The organism is Microcoleus sp. S13C4 (assembly GCF_036700865.1).
GTDB lineage: Bacteria > Cyanobacteriota > Cyanobacteriia > Cyanobacteriales > Microcoleaceae > Microcoleus.
The window spans coordinates 1-19,923 of record NZ_JAUBPS010000021.1; the positions used below are offsets into that span (position 1 = coordinate 1).

Annotated in this window: 11 protein-coding genes; 7 read left to right on the forward strand and 4 right to left on the reverse strand. The window is 46.5% G+C overall.

Annotated features, from left to right (window positions below):
• Window positions 1–493: 493 nt before the first annotated feature.
• From QT996_RS11360 to QT996_RS11370, 3 genes are all read right to left on the reverse strand, one after another.
• Entirely contained in the window at window positions 494–2,083 is a 1,590-nt protein-coding gene (locus tag QT996_RS11360) for a glycoside hydrolase family 57 protein (RefSeq protein WP_333046626.1), read from the reverse strand.
• A 543-nt stretch (window positions 2,084–2,626) separates the two neighbouring features.
• A complete protein-coding gene (locus QT996_RS11365; protein WP_333046628.1) occupies window positions 2,627–5,836 on the reverse strand; it encodes an EAL domain-containing protein in 3,210 nt (1,069 codons plus the stop codon).
• 374 nt (window positions 5,837–6,210) lie between these two features.
• Window positions 6,211–9,483, reverse strand: a complete 3,273-nt coding sequence (locus QT996_RS11370) for a PAS domain S-box protein (RefSeq protein WP_333046629.1) — start codon at window positions 9,481–9,483, stop codon at window positions 6,211–6,213.
• Window positions 9,484–10,025: 542 nt separating this feature from the next.
• On the opposite strand from QT996_RS11370, the gene gatB reads away from it, so the two are divergent.
• From gatB to QT996_RS11405, 7 genes are all read left to right on the forward strand, one after another.
• A complete protein-coding gene (gene gatB / locus QT996_RS11375; protein ID WP_333046630.1) occupies window positions 10,026–11,528 on the forward strand; it encodes an Asp-tRNA(Asn)/Glu-tRNA(Gln) amidotransferase subunit GatB in 1,503 nt (500 codons plus the stop codon).
• 361 nt (window positions 11,529–11,889) lie between these two features.
• Window positions 11,890–13,056 (forward strand): pentapeptide repeat-containing protein, encoded by a 1,167-nt coding sequence (locus QT996_RS11380; protein ID WP_333046631.1) that lies wholly within the window; start codon window positions 11,890–11,892, stop codon window positions 13,054–13,056.
• Between the two features lie 43 nt (window positions 13,057–13,099).
• Entirely contained in the window at window positions 13,100–13,687 is a 588-nt protein-coding gene (locus QT996_RS11385; RefSeq protein WP_333046632.1) for a Uma2 family endonuclease, read from the forward strand.
• 106 nt (window positions 13,688–13,793) lie between these two features.
• A complete protein-coding gene (locus tag QT996_RS11390; RefSeq protein WP_333046633.1) occupies window positions 13,794–14,432 on the forward strand; it encodes a Uma2 family endonuclease in 639 nt (212 codons plus the stop codon).
• 107 nt (window positions 14,433–14,539) lie between these two features.
• Window positions 14,540–15,775 (forward strand): pentapeptide repeat-containing protein, encoded by a 1,236-nt coding sequence (locus QT996_RS11395; RefSeq protein WP_333046634.1) that lies wholly within the window; start codon window positions 14,540–14,542, stop codon window positions 15,773–15,775.
• Between the two features lie 175 nt (window positions 15,776–15,950).
• Entirely contained in the window at window positions 15,951–16,154 is a 204-nt protein-coding gene (locus QT996_RS11400; protein WP_333046636.1) for a hypothetical protein, read from the forward strand.
• Window positions 16,151–16,423 carry a type II toxin-antitoxin system RelE/ParE family toxin gene (locus QT996_RS11405; protein ID WP_333046637.1) on the forward strand — a complete coding sequence of 91 codons (273 nt, stop codon included), beginning with the start codon at window positions 16,151–16,153 and terminating at the stop codon, window positions 16,421–16,423. Before QT996_RS11400 ends, QT996_RS11405 begins: the two co-directional genes overlap by 4 nt.
• Before the next feature lie 133 nt (window positions 16,424–16,556).
• On the opposite strand, the gene dpdE is transcribed toward QT996_RS11405, so the two are convergent.
• Window positions 16,557–19,892, reverse strand: coding sequence for a protein DpdE (gene dpdE / locus QT996_RS11410; protein WP_333046638.1), 3,336 nt, complete (start codon window positions 19,890–19,892; stop codon window positions 16,557–16,559).
• Window positions 19,893–19,923 lie beyond the last annotated feature (31 nt).

A 19,923-nucleotide genomic window follows, 5' to 3' on the forward strand; every position in this document is an offset into this window, starting at 1 on the left:
CTGAGTTTCACACATTTTTTCCCTCAAGGATAGTTCCCCCTTGACAAACCTCTTTCTTCCTTAACTTGTCACCAATGGACCCCAACAATCGCTTGATTGATTGGAAATACTAATAGGTTACAGGTCTTAATATTATAAACATTTGACAAATATAGCAATCCTAAAATTTATAACTCCTGCAAGGATTGCTATAGGATAACAGTTGAGGGTAAAAATATAAAATTAAGGCACCCGGATAGCGCGTATAAAACGAAAAAGTCTTGTTATTGTAAATTAGACAGCAACTTTCTAAGATATTCAATTCAATTACTAATTCACTATCTAAAATTTGTAGATGTTCAAATTCCGTATCAAAATCAAAGCAATCATTCTCTGCGTCCGCGATCGCATTATAAGTTTATCATATCTTGATTCAGCAACGCCTAATTTTAATTAACATCCTGTCCCTCCCTTAAGCAGGGCTGGGGGGACAGGATGAAAGGGGAAACGAGACTTAAAGCGATCGATAAACCCGATAGTTGATTTCAGGGAAAATATTATCAATCTCCTCAACCTTCTCCAACCAACCCGAATCAACTTTCCCTTCTTTCACTTCATCGTAAAGCTTGTGAAACCGCATTAAGTGCGATCGAGTCCGCCGCACTGCATAGGGCACCATCGTTCCTGTACGCATGATAAATGCCCAGTCAGAAGATTGAGCTAGCAGCACTTCCCGCGCCGCCTGGTTCAAAGCGCGCCACTGCAACTCATCCGCAGGTTCCATGCTTCCCAACTCAATCATCCGTTCCGCTGCTTTGTGCAAGTGCGGGTAAATCCAAGCATTGGTATCGTTGAGCCAATACTCGTGGAAACCCCGGAAACCCCAGCTAGACTGAGAAGGACGGCAAACTTGCTGATTCGGATTTCCCCGCAAATAATCGGCTAAGTGCGTCATCTCGTAGGTATTTTGGTCGTACCAACTCTTGCGGAACAGGTAATCTAAGAACCAAGGCCCTTCGTACCACCAGTGACCGAAAAGTTCGGCGTCGTAAGGTGAAACAATAATCGGCGGACGCTGCATAATGCCGTTGAGGTGTTCGACTTGGCGTTCCCGGTTGAAAGCAAAGTTGCTGGCGTGTTCGGCTGCTTTTTCCCTTGCCCAGTAAGGATCGTACAACTGTTTATCGCCTAAACCCAATCCGCGACCGGTGATTTTGTGATATTTAATCCCGGTATTTTTCCGCTGGCCGTTGGGCATGATGTAGGGCTTAATGTAATCGTAGTCAGCTTCCCAGCCCAAATCTTTGTAGAATTCCCGGTATTCGGCCGCGCCTGGATAGCCGACTTCGGAAGACCAAACCTGCTGCGAGGATTCGTGATCCCGGCCGAAGGCTGCGACTCCGCATTCGGTGAAAATCGGGGCGTAGCTGCCGTAGCGGGGACGCGGGCGGGCGTAGAGGATGCCGTGACCGTCTGTGAGAAAGTAGCGGAGGCCGGCGTCGGCTAACATCCGCTCTAACCCTTCATAGTAGGCGCATTCGGGCAGCCAAATGCCTTTTGGTCGGCGGCCGAAGTTTGCTTCGTAGTTGTCGCAAGCTACTTGAATTTGTGCCCAAACTGCTTCGGGGTACATTTTCATCAGCGGTAGGTAGCCGTGGGTGGCGCCGCAGGTGATGATTTCGAGGTTGTTGGTATCTTGATGTTCTTTGAAAGCTTTGACTAAATCTCGATCGTACTTTTCCCAAAAGTTGCGAACTTGAGAGAAGTGGGCGGCGTAATGTTCTGCTAAATAGCGGAGGTGACCGTTGCCGCTGTTGTGTTCGATTTCGAGATCCGCTAGTTCTTCGAGTTTAGCCAAGTGGTCGTCGAAGCGGTCTTGCAGCAAGGGGTCGCGCAGCATGGCAACCAAGGGCGGCGTCATGCTCATGGTAATTTTAAAGTCGATGCCGTCGCGCTTGAGCCCTTCAAAAACTTGCAGCAGGGGAATGTAGGTTTCCGCGATCGCCTCAAACAGCCATTCTTCTTCTAAAACGTAGTCGCTTTCGGGGTGGCGGACAAAAGGCAAGTGGGCGTGGAGAACGAGTGCGAGGTAGCCAATAGTCATAAAAAAATTCGGTAAGTGGGAAACGAGCGTGTCTTTAGACCTGAGAGGGAAACGGCTAGGCGGTTTCAACCGCCGTGAATCTTTCCATTACACGGGCATTGCTAGATGGGAGTGTACTTTTGTAATGTACTTTCAGTGGGACAATTACCACATCCAACCTTGCAATCGGCGATCGCATAATGTTCGCTTTTTTATGAGCCTCTATGAGAGGGGTAATGTTAGCTTGCGCCTTCGTTAAGGGCCGGTACTATATCTAGGAAACTGATTTAACCCAATAAGTCTGTTTAATCCTAAATTTCGCTTGGCAAGGAACTAGCGAGAGCCTTCCCTGGTAGGCCTTTAACTCTTACCGTTAACGTAGTACGCAGGTACGCCTCTGGTCAACTCGGGTTTAAGTCTTAGGCCCGAAGCAAGCGTGTCTTGAGACCTGGGTCGTTGACAGTGATTTGGATGCCGTAGTTATTAACTGACGCCAGTTAGGCACAGCTTTAAAATATTTTAAGATTTTATGCTGAAACGGGACTCACAAAATGCCGTGTTTTTTTAATGGCCTTTCTCTAACAAACTAAATGTCAGCAAATTCTGATTTTCTGCTTGCTGTCGGATTAGGGTTGCTGCTGTTTGAGAGTCTACTGGCTTTGAGAAAAAGAATCCCTGGGCGTACTCACATTTTAACCCTTTGAGTATAGATAGTTGGGAGGATTCTTCGACTCCTTCGGCTACTACATCCATGCCTAAATTGTGGGACAAAGTAACGATCGACCGCACAATTTCGGTCGGGTCAATGCCTCCTTTACTGAAATCGAACTCACCTCCCATCCTGCTAACAAAAGAGCGGTCTATTTTTAAGGTATTGGTGGGGAAGCGGTGCAGGTAGGAAAGCGATGAATAGCCGGTGCCGAAGTCGTCAATGCACAAATGTATGTTTCGGGTTCTGAGCTGCACTAGCATTGCTGTTACTGATTCGGAATTTTCTATGAGTACGCTTTCGGTAATTTCTAATTTTAAACTGCTGCCGTCGAGGTGAGTTTCTGCGAGAACTTGGTCGATGTATTCGATTAAATCTGGTTGAGAAAACTGTTTGACAGAAATGTTGACGCTAACGCTCAATGGGGGGTTGCTGGGAAATAGCTGCTGCCACTGGCGGATTTGGTGGCAAGCTGTGCGAAGTACCCAGCGGCCCAGGAGTACGATCAAGCCGGTTTCTTCGGCGATGGTGATGAATTCGCCGGGGGAAACTAAGCCGCGTTCGGGATGCTGCCAGCGCACTAGAGCCTCAAAACTGGTAATTGTGTTATTGGCGATCGACACGATCGGCTGGTAGTGAATAATAAACTGGGGCGCTGCGGATAAAGGAGGTAAGGTTGATGCGGGGGATGAGGGAAAGTCTTCTTCTCTGGCCGGCTCTCTAATTGATTCGATCGCCCGCCGCAGGTCGTTTTCTAGCTGCAACAGCCGCAAAGCGTGGGCGTGCATGGAACTGTTGAAAACTTCGTGTCGGGCTCTGCCGAGTTCTTTGGCGCGGTACATTGCTGTGTCGGCGTCGCGCAGCAGGGTTGTCGGTTCCAGGTATTCGCCAGAACTCAAAGCTATGCCGATGCTGGCGGTGATAAATACTTCGTGTCCGTCTAGAAGGATAGGGGAGGTGATTTTCTTTTGCAGGCGGTTGACAATGGTGGTAGCTTCATTGATGCCTTCGATGTCTTCTAACAACAGCACAAACTCGTCTCCTCCAAGGCGGGCCACTGTATCTCCAACCCTCAGACAAGCTTCCAGACGCCGCGCGATCGATACTAGCAATTGATCGCCGATGGCGTGGCCGAGGGAATCGTTGACTACTTTAAATCTATCTAAATCGAGAAACAGCACGGCAAACAAGTAGTCTTTGCGCCGTTTGGCCATCCTCAGAGCGTGTTCGAGCCGATCGGTAAATAGCGATCGGTTGGGCAATCCGGTGAGGGCGTCGTGAAAAGCATCGTGCAGCAGTTGTTCTTCGGCGAGTTTGCGCTGAGTGATGTCGTGACAGTTAATCACGATTCCCTCGACTGCGGGATCGTACAGCAAGTTGGTGGCTACAGCTTCTACATAACACCAGGAACCGTTGCGGTGGCGGACTCGGTACTCAACTGGGCACTGGCTTCTTTTGGGGTTTTCAATGGCTTTGTGGAGGGTTTCGGTGATCGTGGCGCAGTCGTCGGGGTGAATTATTTCTAAGGCGCTGCGGCCGATCGCCTGGTGGGGCGCGTATCCTAAAATTCGCTTGACGGAAGGGCTGATGTAGCGGAAGATTCCTGCGGCGTCGAGAATGATGGTGATGTCTGTGGCGTTTTCAATCAGCGAGCGAAATCGCTGTTCGCTTTGGCGCAGGGCTGATTCTGCTTGTTTGCGATCACTGATGTCCAGGGCTACTCCGTCTATAATTACGTCGCCGTTTTCGTTTTTGGAAAATTTAGCGCTGTCTTGCACCCACTTGACCTCCCCAGATCTCAGAACGATGCGGTACTGGCGATCGCACGGCAAAAGACTCGCTCTCGATGCTGCTACCCTGCTGTCACACGAGCTTTTGTCCTCTGGATGGATGATTTCGGTCAAGAGTTCCGGGTGCGAAATCACTTCTTCGGCCCCGAACCCAGTAACTTCGCGCACGCCCGGACTGATGTAGGGCATGGACATTGTGCCATCTGGATGCAGCACAGTGCGGTAGACTGAGCCGGGAATGTTGGCTGCCATTGTGGCTAGCTGTTGCTGGATGCCGCAGACTGCTGCTTCGGCGCGCTTGCGTTCTGCAAGTTCGGTTTGGGCTTGTTGGTAGAGTTCGGCTTGGTGGATCGCGATCGCGCACTGATCGGCTATGGCTTTGAGTAGCGACAGTTCTTCGACGCTCCAAGAGCGCGCCCGATCGCACTGATAGAGGCTAATTCCTCCCAAAAATGACTGCTGGTAGAGCAGTGGGGCGATCGCGACGGAGCGAAACCCTACCAACCCTGCTGATTCTTGCAGCGACGGGCACAGTATCGATAACTCGTCGATGATCAGGGTTTCCCCAGCCACGAGCCCGGATCGGTAGTGCTCGGCCACTTTGCAATTTAGCCCGACGAACCGTTCTCTGCCGGATGCTTTGCTGATGTAGCGAATTCTGATGCCGCCTTCAGTGTCTGGTTGCAAGATGGCGCAGGCGCTGATTTCAAGAGCTTCGTGCAGTTGATCTGCGGTGGTTTGCAGCACTTCGTCGAGTACAAGGGTGAAGCGCATGGCTTGGACGATGCGGTTGACGATCGCTTCTCGCTGAGCTTGCCGCTGAATTTGAGCGATGGCTTCTTCTTGCTGGCGCCGCATTTTGTATTCTTGGAGCGATCGTTCTAAGACTGTTGGCAACCTAAACAGCCGCCCTTTTAATACGTAATCAGTCATTCCGGCTTTGATGCACTCAACTGCCGCTTCTTCTCCCAAACTTCCGGTTATTAAAATCAATGGTATGTCGTGGCCCAATTCCTGCATTAATTTCAACACTTCTAAACCGTTGAAGCCGGGGAGGCGGTAATCTGAGAGTACAGCATCGTACTGGCAATTTTCGAGCATTTTTCTGCACTCTGTTGCTGTTTCGGCAGTGTCGTAATTAAATTTTACTCCCCCCGCTTCTAAGGCGAGCACTATTAATTCCATATCTTCTGCCATGTCTTCGATAATCAACAATTTTAATGTTGATTCCGCTACCATTTTTAGTAGATAGTTGGTCTGATTTATATCTAACATAAGGTATTGGGGAGGTTTTTAATTGGTTATTCGTGTTTGTGCTAGTAATTTTTTAGACGGAATTTGGTTGTTAATTTTATGTGGATATTTTTATTTATTTTTACCCAAATCAATTATATAGTCTACTCACAAGACCTTTATTTAGCAGGGGCAGTCGATGGCTGACCGAACCGATTGGGGCTCATCCCAATTTTTAAAAGAGCGTTTTTTAGGAGTACGAGCATCTTTCACAGCCCAGCCTAGATCTGTCGCTTCCATCCCTCACAGGTAACACTCCGGTCAAACCAAAATTCTCATGCTCTCACCGATTGTGACTTATTTAAGTGTATAAGAGTTTTAAATTCTGAATTTAAAACTCTTATACACTTAACTTACTAATCTATATTACCGTTTGAGATTGTTTGTCCTAGTTTAAAGTAAAAGGTGGCTCCTTGACTAGGTAGGCTTTCGGCCCAAACCGTGCCGCCGTGGCGGTGAATAATCCGCTGGACGATCGCCAAACCGATCCCCGTACCTTCAAATTCTCTCTGGGAGTGCAGCCTCTGAAAGGCTCCAAACAGGCGATCGGCATATTCCATCGGAAAACCCACCCCGTTATCCTTGACAAAAATCGTCCCATCAGGTAAACCCTCAATAACTATTGTAGCCGGAGTGCGTCCGCGGCTGAACTTGACAGCGTTGCTAATCAAGTTGCTGAACACCTGTTGCAGCAAGGTTGGATCTCCCATTATTGTCGGCAAATCTCCGACGGCAAATTCAACGCTGTGGGGAGTTTGGGCCGCATCTGCGACGCTTGGGGGTTTAGTCAATTTAATCGCATTTTGTACCAAACGGCTCAGATCAATCGGAATTTGCCTCAACTCGGTGCGACTCACCCGCGACAGGGCGAGCAAACCGTCAATCAACAGGCTCATTTTTTGGCTGCTGTCTTCAATTATTTCCATATAGTGAACTATTTTGCGATCGCTCAAAGCCTCAGTTAATTCTAGCCGCTGCTTCAACGCTTCTACGAAACCTGAAATGTGTCGCAAAGGTGCGCGCAAGTCGTGGGAAACTGAGTAAGAAAAAGATTCTAATTCTTGATTTGCAGCTTCTAATTGCTCTGTGCGTTCTGACAAAGCTTGTTTTGTCTCTACCAACTCAGTGATATCGCGAGAAGTGCCAATTAAAGCATAAACCTCGCCGTCGAGATTTCTCAGGGGAATTTTAAAAGTATCGTAGTAAATAGTGTCGCCAGATTTCACAAATTTATCCTGCAAGTGCAGAGTTTCGCCTGTTTCAAATACCTGCCAATTTTCCCTGCCAAATTGTTCGGCTATTTCGGGGGAAAAACATTCAAAAATTGTTTTGCCCTGCATCTCTTTTTTGCTATTTAAGCCAGCAGTTTTGGCAACAGATTGGTTGACAAAAGACAGGCGCATCTTGTCCCGTTCTACCACATAAATGTAGTCCGGCAAAGCATCAAAAAAAGTCTCTAACTCTGCGGTACGCTGGGCGACTTGAGCTTCTAAAGTTTCGTTGAGTTCTTTGAGTTCAGCTTCTACTCGTTTGCGTTCGGTGATATCTTGACCAATACCGATACAACTGCCGTCGGAAAGGTGAACATTTGCCCAAGAAGTGTCGATAATTCGCCCCTGTCTAACTTTTGTTTTGAAATCGCTCCAGTTCTGAGTTGCTGCTTGGATTTCATCCAAAACGTATTGACGATATTCTGGCTGCGGATAAACTTCCGCCAAAATATCGCGGTCTTTGATTTCTGCCAAACTCCAGCCTAGCACTTGTTCCCAGTGGCGGTTTACCCAGTTTATTTGACCGTTTTGGTCGAAGAATGCGAGCATAATCGGCACGTTGTCGAAGATAGTTTGCAGCAGTTCTTTTTGCTGTTTTAATGATTCTTCGGCTTGTTTGCGATCGCTGATGTCGAGTACGGAACCGATAAATTGTAAAATTTGTCCGTCTGGGGTTCTTTTGAAGATGGTAGAGCGCTCGTGCACCCAGCGCCACTCCCCATTTTTGTGTTGGATTCTGTAGTCTCTCTCATCGGTTTCAGAGGGATTTCTGCTGTGTTTTAACCGCTCCATACCTGTAATTAGCTTTAGCCTATCCTCGGGATGAACGAAGTTAGCTACAGCATCTATACCCAAATCTTGCCATTCTTTGGCAGTGTAGCCGAGTATGGCTGTGACAGATTGATTTGCATAAATATTTTGGTTTTGTACTGCATCGTAAATGTAGAGAAAATTGGGTATTGTTGTAACAATGCTCTCTAAAAGTTGCTGATGTTTTTGCAGTTCCCATTCAGCCTGTTTCCGTTCGCTTAAGTCAAGCACAAAACTGACGCCTAACTGCTGCGTTCGTTCTAAAAATGTGCTGCCCAGCAGCACCGGAACACGGCTCCCATCGGAGCGGATAAATTCTTTTTCAAAGGGAACAACCGTATTTCTAGCCCTCAGTTCGGCAACTTTTTCTATGTCTAAAGGCACGTATTCGGGCGGTGTCATTTCTTGCCAGTTAATTCTGCCTGAAAGCAGATCTTCCCGCGTATAGTTGACCGTGTTTAAAAAAGCCGCGTTGGCATCTATAATGGGGCCGTTAATGTCCCAAAAAATTAGGCCAATCATGCTAGAATCAACAATTGCTCTAAATTTAAATTCGCTTTGTCGCAACTGAAATTCGACTTGTTTTAGTTCTGTAATGTCGCGGGCGATGGATAAAACTGTTTCTACTGAATTGTCTTCAGCAAATTCGGGAATGACTCGACAGTGGTAATGTTTTATGCCCTCGGAAGTTGGAAATTCAAATTCTATGGTTTCTTGTTTGCCTGTGTCAAAAACTTTCAGAAAAGTCTCGTCCCACAGGTTGCACAAATGTGGTGGCATTCCTGATTCTCTGTTGCTCTTGCCAATCAATTCTGCGGGGGGTTTTCCGGTTGCTGATTCTACTGCGTGGTTGATGTAAAGGTGGCGGAATTCTCGATCAAACCTGGCGATGATATCGGTGGCATTTTCGGCTAGAGTGCTGAAAGCTTGTTCGCGTAGTTGCAGTGCTTCTTGAGTGCGGTGGCAATCGGTTAAGTCTCTGCCAAAAGAGAGAATTGAAACTACTTTTCCTGATTCGTCGATTAGTGCAGAATTGTACCATTCGCAGTAAATTACCGAGCCATCTTTGGTATAGTTGCGGTTGCGAGAAACGTGGCGCGGTTCTCTGCTGTGTAACAGTTCATTTGTGAGGGCGCACACTTGCTCGAAGTCTTCTTGATAAACTATTGACAATTGGTGCCAGTATTTGCCGATTACTTCTGCTGCAGTCCAGCCAAATATTTGTTCTGCCATGGGCGACCACCGCACTACCCGAAATTCGCTGTCCCACTCTATAACTGCCATTGGCGAGTTTTTTAGGTGAAATTCCAGGCGCGAGTGGGTTTGTTTTATTTTAGTTTGAAGTTGCTGGCGAAGTTGCTTCGCCCCGGCCAAGCGATCGCTAATTTCCTGTGTGTTTGCTGAGCCGAGGTTAGCAATGTGAGCAATGGTTTCTGCCGTTTGTTTTTCGAGTTCGTTCCAAGCGAGTTCGAGGGCTAATTCCGCCTGCTCTAGCTCAGTGATGCTGTTCTGAAACAGTGTGGCATTTTCAACTGGAATTTCAGGCATAGTTTTGACACTGAGGCAAGTGTTACTTTTAGCATTCAAAAGAAAAGCTTATAAATTAAAAATATGTAATTTCCTGTTAAATTATACATTTTTAATTTTTAGTTTGTGCGCGGAGCCGATCGTTCGACGCGGCGGGCGTTATTAAATACTGCCAGTCAAAGGATTTGGGGTGCAGATCGATCGGCAATTGTGGTGGCTCGATCTAAAACTCTCCTGGGTAAGGGAAGGGTGTGGGCAGGAGCAGGCGCTCAGTATATTTTTGCACAGAGTTGTTGTTTGGGGGCGATCGCAAGGAGATCTGCGTGGCTGCGGGCTTGGGTCGATCGCCAATCTGTAGCAGGGTGTTGCGTATGGAGATCCCCATTTGTCTCAACTAAACACGCTTTCTCAAAGTCCGGCAGGGGTTTAAACCTGCCCGACTGCGGGTTTGAGGGGCTTGCTGACACCAATCAAACCGCCGCTAGCTACAAATAATCTCCAATCAGTTTGGTCAATAAAAAGCTAAAATAAAATCTAAAGTTATTCAGTCTTTTAAATTGCTTATGACTGCTGCTGTACCCTCTTCGATAAAAAACCAAACTCAGTACGAAGCCATTATTGGTCTCGAAACTCATTGTCAATTGAGTACGAATACTAAAATTTTCTCCAGTTCTTCTACAGAATTTGGCAATGCCCCAAATACTAATATTGACCCAATTTGTATGGGAATGCCTGGAGTATTGCCAGTATTAAATCAAAAAGTGCTGGAGTATGCGGTGAAAGCAGGGCTGGCTCTCAACTGCGAAATCGCACCTTACAGTAAGTTTGACCGTAAGCAATATTTCTATCCCGATTTGCCGAAAAATTATCAAATTTCTCAGTTCGATTTGCCGATAGCTACTAACGGTTGGCTAGAAATTGAACTGGTGGATGAGACGGGAAATTCTACTAGAAAAAAAATCGGGATCACTCGCTTGCACATGGAGGAAGATGCCGGAAAATTGGTTCACGGCGGTAGCGATCGGCTCAGCGGTTCTACTTATTCAATGGTGGATTACAACCGTGCCGGTGTGCCTCTAATCGAAATTGTTTCGGAACCGGATTTGCGATCGGGCGCGGAAGCTGCTGAATACGGTCAAGAATTGCGCCGGATCGTGCGCTACATCGGTGTTGGCGACGGGAATATGCAGGAAGGTTCGCTCCGGTGCGACGTGAATATTTCGGTGCGCCCCGTTGGCAGAGAAGAGTTCGGCACGAAGGTGGAAATTAAAAATATGAACTCTTTTAATGCGATCGAACGGGCGATCGATTATGAGATCGAGCGGCAAATTCAAGCTGTGGAAAATGGCGAAACCATCATCCAAGAAACGCGGCTTTGGGATGAAAACAAGCAGTGTACTTTCAGTATGCGGGTTAAGGAAGGTGCAAGCGATTATCGATATTTCCCGGAACCGGATTTGCCTCCGATCAAAGTTTCGGCCGAGCAATTGCAGGATTGGCAAGCTCAACTGCCGGAATTGCCAGCGCAAAAGCGCAATCGCTACGAAACTGAGCTCGGTCTTTCTCCCTATGACGCGCGGGTGCTGACTGACGACAAAGCGGTGGCGGAGTATTTTGAAAAATCGATCGCCGCTGGTGCTGTGGCTAAACAAGCTGCGAATTGGGTGATGGGCGATATTACTGCTTATCTGAAAAATGAAAAACTGGCGATCGCAGAAATTCCTTTCCAACCGCAGGATTTAGCCGAACTGCTGGGGCTAATTGATGGCGGCACGATCAGTGGCAAAATCGCTAAGGATATTTTGCCGGAGTTGTTGGCAAACGGTGGTTCGCCTCAGAAGTTCGTTGAGAGCAAGGGTTTGATTCAAATTTCGGATACTGGGGCGATCGATCAAGCGATCGATGCCGTGTTGGCAGCCAATCCCAAGGAGCTCGAACAGTACCGAGGCGGTAAAACTAAGCTGCTGGGCTTTTTTGTCGGCAAGGTGATGAAGGAAACGGGCGGCCGAGCCGATCCCAAATTGACCAATGAGCTGCTGGCGACGAAGCTTAACGGCCCAGGCTAAGCAATCGTTAAGGGGGTCGTGTAGCGGATACAACGGCGGGCGATCGGTTTTTCCCGAGCTCGCCCTTCTCGCAGGATCGTAACTTTATAATTAATCTACATTTCTTTACAACATCTTCACGTTTGGGGGTGACACCCCTCATCCCAAACGTGTTATATTGTGTTATGTAGATGCACCCTGATGGCAGAGAGAGTTACTTAGGTAGCTCTCTCTTTTTTTTGTCTTTTTTTTTGCACGGACGTGAAAATACGGATGGGAGAGGGGAATTGGCGATACTGATTCCCGATTACTGATTAGCGATTAGCAATTACCGCTTTGAGTCGATTAATATCAGCTTTAGTTATTAACTAATTTTGACATTATGAGCGAACAAGCTAGCGAGCTAATCAAGCAGGGGATTTCGCAATATCAGGCGCGCCAATTTGAGGCGGCGCTGGGTTCTTGGCAGGAAGCGCTGGCGCTGTATCGCTCAATGGACGATCAGCGGCGATCGGGTGCGGCGCTGGGTAATATGGGCGTAGCTTACGAAGCGCTGGGAAATTATGCTCAGGCGATCGAGTGCTACCAGCAGCATTTGGTGTTAGCGCGGGAAATTGGCGATCGTCGCGGCGAGGCAAATGCTTTGGGAAATCTGGGCAATGCTTGTTGTGCTCTGGAGGATTTTTCTGGTGCTATTGATTACCAGCAGCAGCGTTTGGCGATCGCGCGAGACACTGGCGACGGGCGCTCTGAGTTGGAAACTTTGGGCAATTTGGCGCTAGCTTACGATGCTAAGGGAGATTTGCCTGGTGCGATCGAATGCTATCACGAGCAGTTGTCGATCGCGCGCGCGAGCAAGGACGATCGCATTGAGCGCAATGCTCTCAAGAATTTGAAGCTTGCTTACAAGTATTTAGCCGATTACGAGAAGGCTAACCAGTACCGACAGGAGCAATTGGCGATCGTCCGGCAACTGTTTTTAACTGATAAAAATAAGAGTTTTCTACAACTTACAGAAACAGTGGGTTTGAATCTAGTTGAGGATTTTGCTGGGGCTAACTTAAGCGGTTTTGACTTGCACTACACTGATTTTAACGGTGCGGATTTGCGCGAAACCAACCTCCGAGGCGCAGATTTGACTTTGGCCGATCTCAGCGGTGCTTTGCTGAGCGCTGCTATTTTAATTGATGCTAATTTGTGCAATGCTAATTTGCGGGATGCTGAACTCAGCAGCGCCAATTTAAGCGGTGCTGATTTGCGGACAAAGCTGCCCCGGGCGAATTTGAGCGGTGCAAATTTAACTGGCGCAAATTTGAGCAGTGCTTATTTACCGAATGCTATTTTAGTAAATGCAAATTTGACAAATACTGATTTTAAAAATGCTGATTTGAGCGGTGTTAATTTGAGTGGTGCGAATTTAAATGGTGCTGATTTGAGCCGCGCTGATTTGACAAATACGGTGGTTGACAATGCGAAGTTTTTTTGTTGTCTGGGAATTTCGGAAGCCCTGAAGGTTGAATTGATGGCACGGGGCGGGATTTTTGAGTAAAATTAATTGGAAATGTTGGTAATTGTAGAGGGTAAGAAAAGCTATGACTGCCGTAACTGCAAAACGATTCTCGATCGCCGAATATCACCGTTTGGGAGAACTGGGATTTTTCGCCCCCGATGACCAAGTTGAATTGATTCGCGGAGAAATTCTCCTCAAGGCTACTAAAAGTACGTTTCACTCTGTTTGTAATTCGCTACTGTTAGGAGAATTGTACCCGCTGCTGCGAAAAAGAGCGATCGTGCGCGGTCAAGAACCCATTATTTTGAAGGATGATAGCGAACCAGAGCCTGATGTTGTGATTGCTCGCCATCGTTCGGACAATTATTTATCTTCTCACCCGCAGCCTGCTGATCTTTTGTTGGTAATTGAGGTTTCCGATTCTACGTTGAAGTACGATCGCACAACCAAGTTGTCTCTCTATGCTGAGACTGGGATTTCTAATTATTGGATATTTAATTTGGTTGATAATCAACTGGAAATGCACAGCGAACCTTATCAGAAACAAAACGGGAGTTATAGTTATCAATTGCAACGAGTTGTTTTGCCAAATCAGACGGTAGTAATTCCGGGTTTTTCCGAGTTGTCTCTGGATTTGTCTTCGGTATTTCCCGCGCAGATTGGTGAGTAAAAAATCTGGCTCGATAGCACATATTTTAACTCAGTAATTAAAGAGCGATCGAGCTTTTTCCGATATAATGTAAAAGTGCGCTCGAACTCTTCACCAAAGTAGCCCTATGTCTGCTCAAACTCTCGCCCCGCCCGAACAAATTGTCCAGCTATCGGGTATCAGTTGGCAAACCTACGAAACTTTGCTTGCCGAAATCGGCGATCGGCAAATTCGACTGACATATAATCGCGGCAATCTTGAAATTATGGTACCTTCTCCAGAACACGAACGCTTCAAAACAATAATGGGTCGATTTGTTGAAACCTTAGCGGAAGAATTAGATGTGAGAATTGAACCCCTTGGTTCCACAACTTTCAAGCGTCCTGAACTTAGCGGTGCAGAACCGGATGAATGTTTTTACATCCAGAATATTAGTGCAGTTAAAGGCAAAAAAAGAATCGACCTGACTCAAGATCCGCCGCCGGATTTAGTGGTGGAAATTGATATTACCAGCCGTTCGGAAAATACCTTGCAGGTTTATGCGGATCTGGGAGTGCCGGAAGTTTGGATTTATAATGGACTGCGACTCGGAATCAACAGATTAGAAAATGGAGAATACGTTGAGGGCGAGATCAGCTTAGCCTTTCCCAGCTTACCGATATTAGAGATTGTTAGATTTTTGGAACAAGCAGAAACAATGGACTATTTGGAATTAGTGAAAGCATTTCGGAATTGGGTAAAAAGCCAAATTCAGCAAAATCAATGACTGGCGGATCAAATTAAACAAAATTTACAATTTTACCCACCCAAAAAAGCTGTATTGTGATAAAATAGAGAGGATAAACTAATTTAAATATCAATTACCGGCTGGTAGTGCCAGCAATTCTACCCGATATGCGATCGCTAGAGTCTCACAACAAATACCCAGATTGCTTGTGGATGCAATTAGAAGCAATTCCAGTTCCATCATCGGTTGCACCCCAAACCCAGCAGCTCGACATTCACTTGAGCCTGAATTTTAACGAGCATTGGGAACCCCTGCTCGGCGGTCGCGTCAAATTTGGTCTGCAAGGCGGGACGCTCAAACTCTATCTAGAAAACTGCGAAATACCCGTAGCATCGCGTCAGTTAGTCGGTTCTTTCCAGCTTTTGCCAATAGAAGAAAGCCTGCCCATTCAAAACAGTGCAAAAGTTTTAGTGAGCGAAAGTCAGCGCGGAGTTCAGGGCGGCGAGAATACGGAAAAAATTAAGGAAACAGAGAGCATATTTTGTCACGTTTCCACAATCAGCGATGATACAACCCCCGCTTGGATTTTTGCAGTAGAACAAGGCAAATCAGTATTAAAAGGTTTGCTAAAAAGTGTTAAGCTGGGAGAATTAGCTGCCAAAGAATTTCGGATAGCAGCGGCTTTTGAAGTTTCTAAAGAAGATATTAATCTCACAGATGCTGAGGGTTTGTGGCCGCACGAAATCACGCCAAATCAACATTCGGTTTTAGAAAGAATCCTGACTATATACCTGCAAACACATAAACTCCAACCTGCTCTCAGTTGGGCGCTATTGTCCTACAATTTACCTCCCGTTGAACCGCGCGAAGTGGAAATTGTCCCGGAAGCTGAAGCCCACTTGCAGGAAATGGTCGATCGCATTATCTCTGCTGAAACCGACAACTTTGTAGAGTTGGCAAAAATCGCCAATCTCAATCCCGCACTAGATTTCGCGGGTAGCACCTTGCGCGGAACGACTTTAAGTGCAGTGGATTTTAGCAGCGCAAATCTCGATCGGGTAAATTTCCGGGGTGCAACCTTAAACGATGCCGATTTCAGCGACGCCAACCTGCAAAATGCCAAATTCGGCGGTGCAGATTTGAGCGGCGCTTTCTTAGGAAATGCTGATTTAAGCGGTGCAGATTTGCATAAAGCAAGTCTAGCTTTAGCTAATCTCAGCGGTGCCAATTTGAATGGCGCAAACCTGCTGGAAGTGAACTTAACAAATACTAATTTCAGCGGTGCGAATGTCGAGTCAGCCCGATTCGGGAACAATTCAGGAATGGATGAGGAGATGCAGGTGAATCTACAGCAGCGAGGCGCAATTTTTGAGGAGGTTTAGCCCGTAAGTGCGAGTTCCGTTTCATCCATCCGCCTCCATTGTGGCACGGGCGTCACGCCTGTGCGATGGATTCGGTTCAAATAAATCCCGCTCGACCATCATCAAACCTTGTAAAAAAAATCGCTGTTAAAATAGAACCATCCTTCCCTCCCAACTCATCTCAACAAAAAAGTATATGAAGATAGAAGATTATCCGCTTGCCAAAGAATTGATCTTCGATGCCGAAGGCAACATTAGTCAAGTCATTCTAGATTATACCGACTATCAGTATTTCCTAGAAGCTATCGAAGATAGAGGACTTCTGTTGGCTATGGGCGAAGTAAAAAATGAAAAGCCGTTAAATTTACGGCAAGCACTTGCAGAACTGGAAACAGAATGAAAGTAGAATATCTGCCCAGTTTTGTGAAGGATTTAAAAGCTCTTAAAAGTACGCCTGTTTTTCAGCAAATCAAGGAATTTGCTTTTGGCGAAATTCCCAATATTAATGATTTACAGACAATAGTTAACTTAAAAAAATTGAAAGGCGATGATAATGCGTATCGGTTTCGGGTTGGCGACTATCGAATAGGTTTTTATTTTGATGGCGAAACAGTTACTTTTGCAAGAGTTCTTCACCGGAAAGATATTTATCGCTACTTTCCACCCTAAAGCTGTTTTCACTCTTACAGTTAGATTCAATAAAAAGCGATCGCCCTTTTATCCATAACCGTCCATCGTGGCACGGGCGTCTCGCCTGTGCTTCCGAATCGGGTCAAAAAGAGCGATCGCCCTCCCAAACCAATTATCCTTCATCCTCCGACTTTACAGGAGGACGCCCAGAGATCACAATGAATCCCACAGACTCAAGAGTCATGTGCGGGCGGCGAATTCCCGCTAAAACCGCTTCACTCAACATACTTTCTGTACTGATTTCATCCGCTAAAACCGATGCTAAAGCTTGTTCCGATTTAGAAAGTCGATTCAAGCGCAACTGCAATTGATTCACCCGGTTTTCGAGTTGGATTGCTGCACTGACAGCAGATCGATCGCACATTTCCACAAAAGCCGATCGCCCGCGCAGCAATTCCTCCGATATCACCCGCCCCTTTTGACAAAAATCATCCCATTCTAGGGGATCGACAAAACTGTCAATCAGCGACGTACGATTTTTCGACAAATTGTAATCCCGATTCGGCCCGCCTTTCCCCTTATAAGCCCGCTGTAAAATCGCCAGAAGTTCCGCATCTTCCACCAGTGACATTTCTTCACTGCGAGCATCTACAAACACAGTTTCAAAAGTTGGCAGAAACAGAGCATCAGCGCGTCGCTGCAAAGCTTTCAAATTGTAATTTTCGATGTTTTGTGCCTGCAAAACTTTGTCAGCAGGCTGCACATCAGTCTGGATTGAATAATTAAACTGAAAGCCGAACCACTCCATCCCTTCCCCAGCATCCCAACTTTCATCATGCCGCCACATGGCAAAAGCTTGACCGCGATCGTCCCAGCGAATATAAGAGCCAAGTGCATCGATCAATCCCTCACCAATTCGGTAAAGAGCTACGTCCGCATTCTGATAAGCAATGCGGCGATTGTAACTGCCATATTGCTGACAATAAGGAACCAATCGGGTCATCAAATCGTTCGAGGGAATTAACGTTTTTTGAGTAGGTTTATAGCGCATCAACCCCGATATACTCGGATGTTCAATTTGTTTGAAGTGGAGAGCTTGACACAACCAACCTTCAGTAGCCCGCTGCATTTCTTTATGCTTAGCATCGCAGTTGTCGAGAGATTCAAAATACTGAGATGCACTGTCATCAAGAGTATCAATTTCATCGAGAACGTACTGTTCGTCTATTTTGATTTTCTCTTGTTCCATTTCAGTTTTTATCGCTTCAATTTCGCTGGATAAGCCCTTGCCTCCCTCAGCAAACAACTTTTCTTCAAGTTTAACAACTTTTTCCTCAGCATAAAACTGAAGGCTGGCAATAGATTTGTTGAAGATATCAAACCCATCTTTTAAAACTTGAAACCAAGCTTCGTGGGGACTCTCTGCCAAATCTGGGCCTGCAAACAAACAAAATTGCACTCCCATTTTGCTGCCAATGCGATCGACTCTGCCGAGTCTTTGTTCTAACTGGTTGGGAAACCACGGCAAATCGAAGTGAATTAACCAATCTGTCAATTGCAGATTTACCCCTACTTCCGCCGATCGATCGCACACTAAGATAAAACAATGGGGTTCAGTCTTAAATCGGTTGAGACTAGCCTCAACATCATCAGCAGATTTTCCTGTTTCATGACTAGCGATCGCCTTTTTACCAAAGATTTTAGCTAAATTTTCCGCAATCTCTTTACAAGTTGCCGTAAAACTGGTAAAAATCACAATTTTCGGGAAACGTTCGCCCGGAATCGGCCGTTTAATTTGCTGTTGAATTCTCGACAGCAAATCGCGAGGATTGCTGTGATACTCGCGCGGAACCTTCAAAGCCACTGCCAGAAATCGCAGAATGGCAATTCGTAACAAACTCAGTCGATCGAGTCCTTCCTGGGGCTTTTCCAGGGTGTTGAGCAAGGTTTCCAGCATTTCCCTTTCTTCGGGAAACAGCTCCGTTTTGGTCAAAATTGCCGTGTCATTTTGTCCAAATTCGCGATCGAGTTCTGGAGTCGATTTTTTCTGCAAACGAGCTTTGACAACCCGTTCTAAAACATTCAGCCAAGTACCAGAAGCGCGGAAAAATAGCAGAAAAATTCTCTGATATTCGCTTGACTTGGGAGCGACTGTGCGCCATTTATCGAATACGGTTTGAATTTGCGACCACTGTTCATCATTCAGATCGTACTCAGTTTTGGGTACAGCATCTCGATCGAAAATCACATCTTCCACCGCATCGCGGCGGTTGCGAAGGATGCGACGATGCAGGCGGTAGGTATCGCTAACGTGAGTGCGAATAGTTCGGACAAGCCGAGCCTGTTCTGCGGTTTCTTTAGTTTTCAAACAACTTTCTAACTCTGTTGCTAATCCGATTAAATAATCATCTTTGGCAAAAATAGTGCGAAGTTGAGCGAGTTTTGTTGGCAAAACAGCAGGCTTGGCATTTTCTCGGAAATCTAGCAAAGCACGGCCGATTTCTTGACGATTTTGCACCTGTTCTTTGAAGCTTTCCAGGTCATCCAGACGGTAAGTTGTGGGATCGAGCAAGTGCAGCATCGTTAGAAAATCTTGCTCGTGGCCGAGAACGGGCGTTGCAGATAATAACAATACATTTTTGCTTTTCTGAGCTAGTTTCTGACAAAGTTCAAAGGACTGCTGCTGAGTACGATCGCTCGAATTGGCCATGGCCGCCACATCATGCGCTTCATCCACAATCAGAAAATCCAGGTTGGCATTGCGGCTAATTTGATTGATTTCGCTAACAGAAACAAGCTGCACTCTGTCAGCAAAATGAGACAAATAGAATTTATTTTCTAACTCTTGGCGCCACTGTTCGAGCAGGTATTTGGGAACCAGTACCACAGCACGTCCGTTGGGTTCATCGAGTAGAAATTGGCGGAGAATTGTCCCGGCTTCGACTGTTTTTCCCAGTCCTGGTTCGTCGGCTAATAAATAGCGCACGATTGGGTCTTCTAGGACGCGCCGGACGACTTCAACTTGGTGCGGATAGAGGTCTATGTTAGCAGAAATTAAACCCGTCATGCCGCGGCTGACGGCCCGCTGTTCGATCGCAGATTGAACAAATGCCAATCGGCGATCGTGAAAATACGGCGTTTCTTGGCCTTTGACTGCTAAAATGTCGATCGGATCGGCGATCGGGATATTGCAGCGAACGTAAAGTTCGCTTTCGACAGCTTGCAAACTTTGGCTGTCGGGGAGGTCAATTTCGTACTCTAATTTATCTTCATCCCAGTCATAAACTCGGCCGATTATCCATCTTTCCTGAGTTTTACTCCAGAGGTAGCAGCGGGTTTGGCGCTGAAGTCTAGCTTCTTGCAGTAGACTTAAGGGCATGGTTTTGCGGATGCGGTTTTTAACTGAGCAAAAATATTCAATTAGGGCATCGGTACGCGATACCTCGACAACTTTTCCGACTCCCAAATCGTTTCGGGGCGATCGCACTAACGAACCAACATCAATCATAATTACAACCTGACAATACTTACTAGATTAC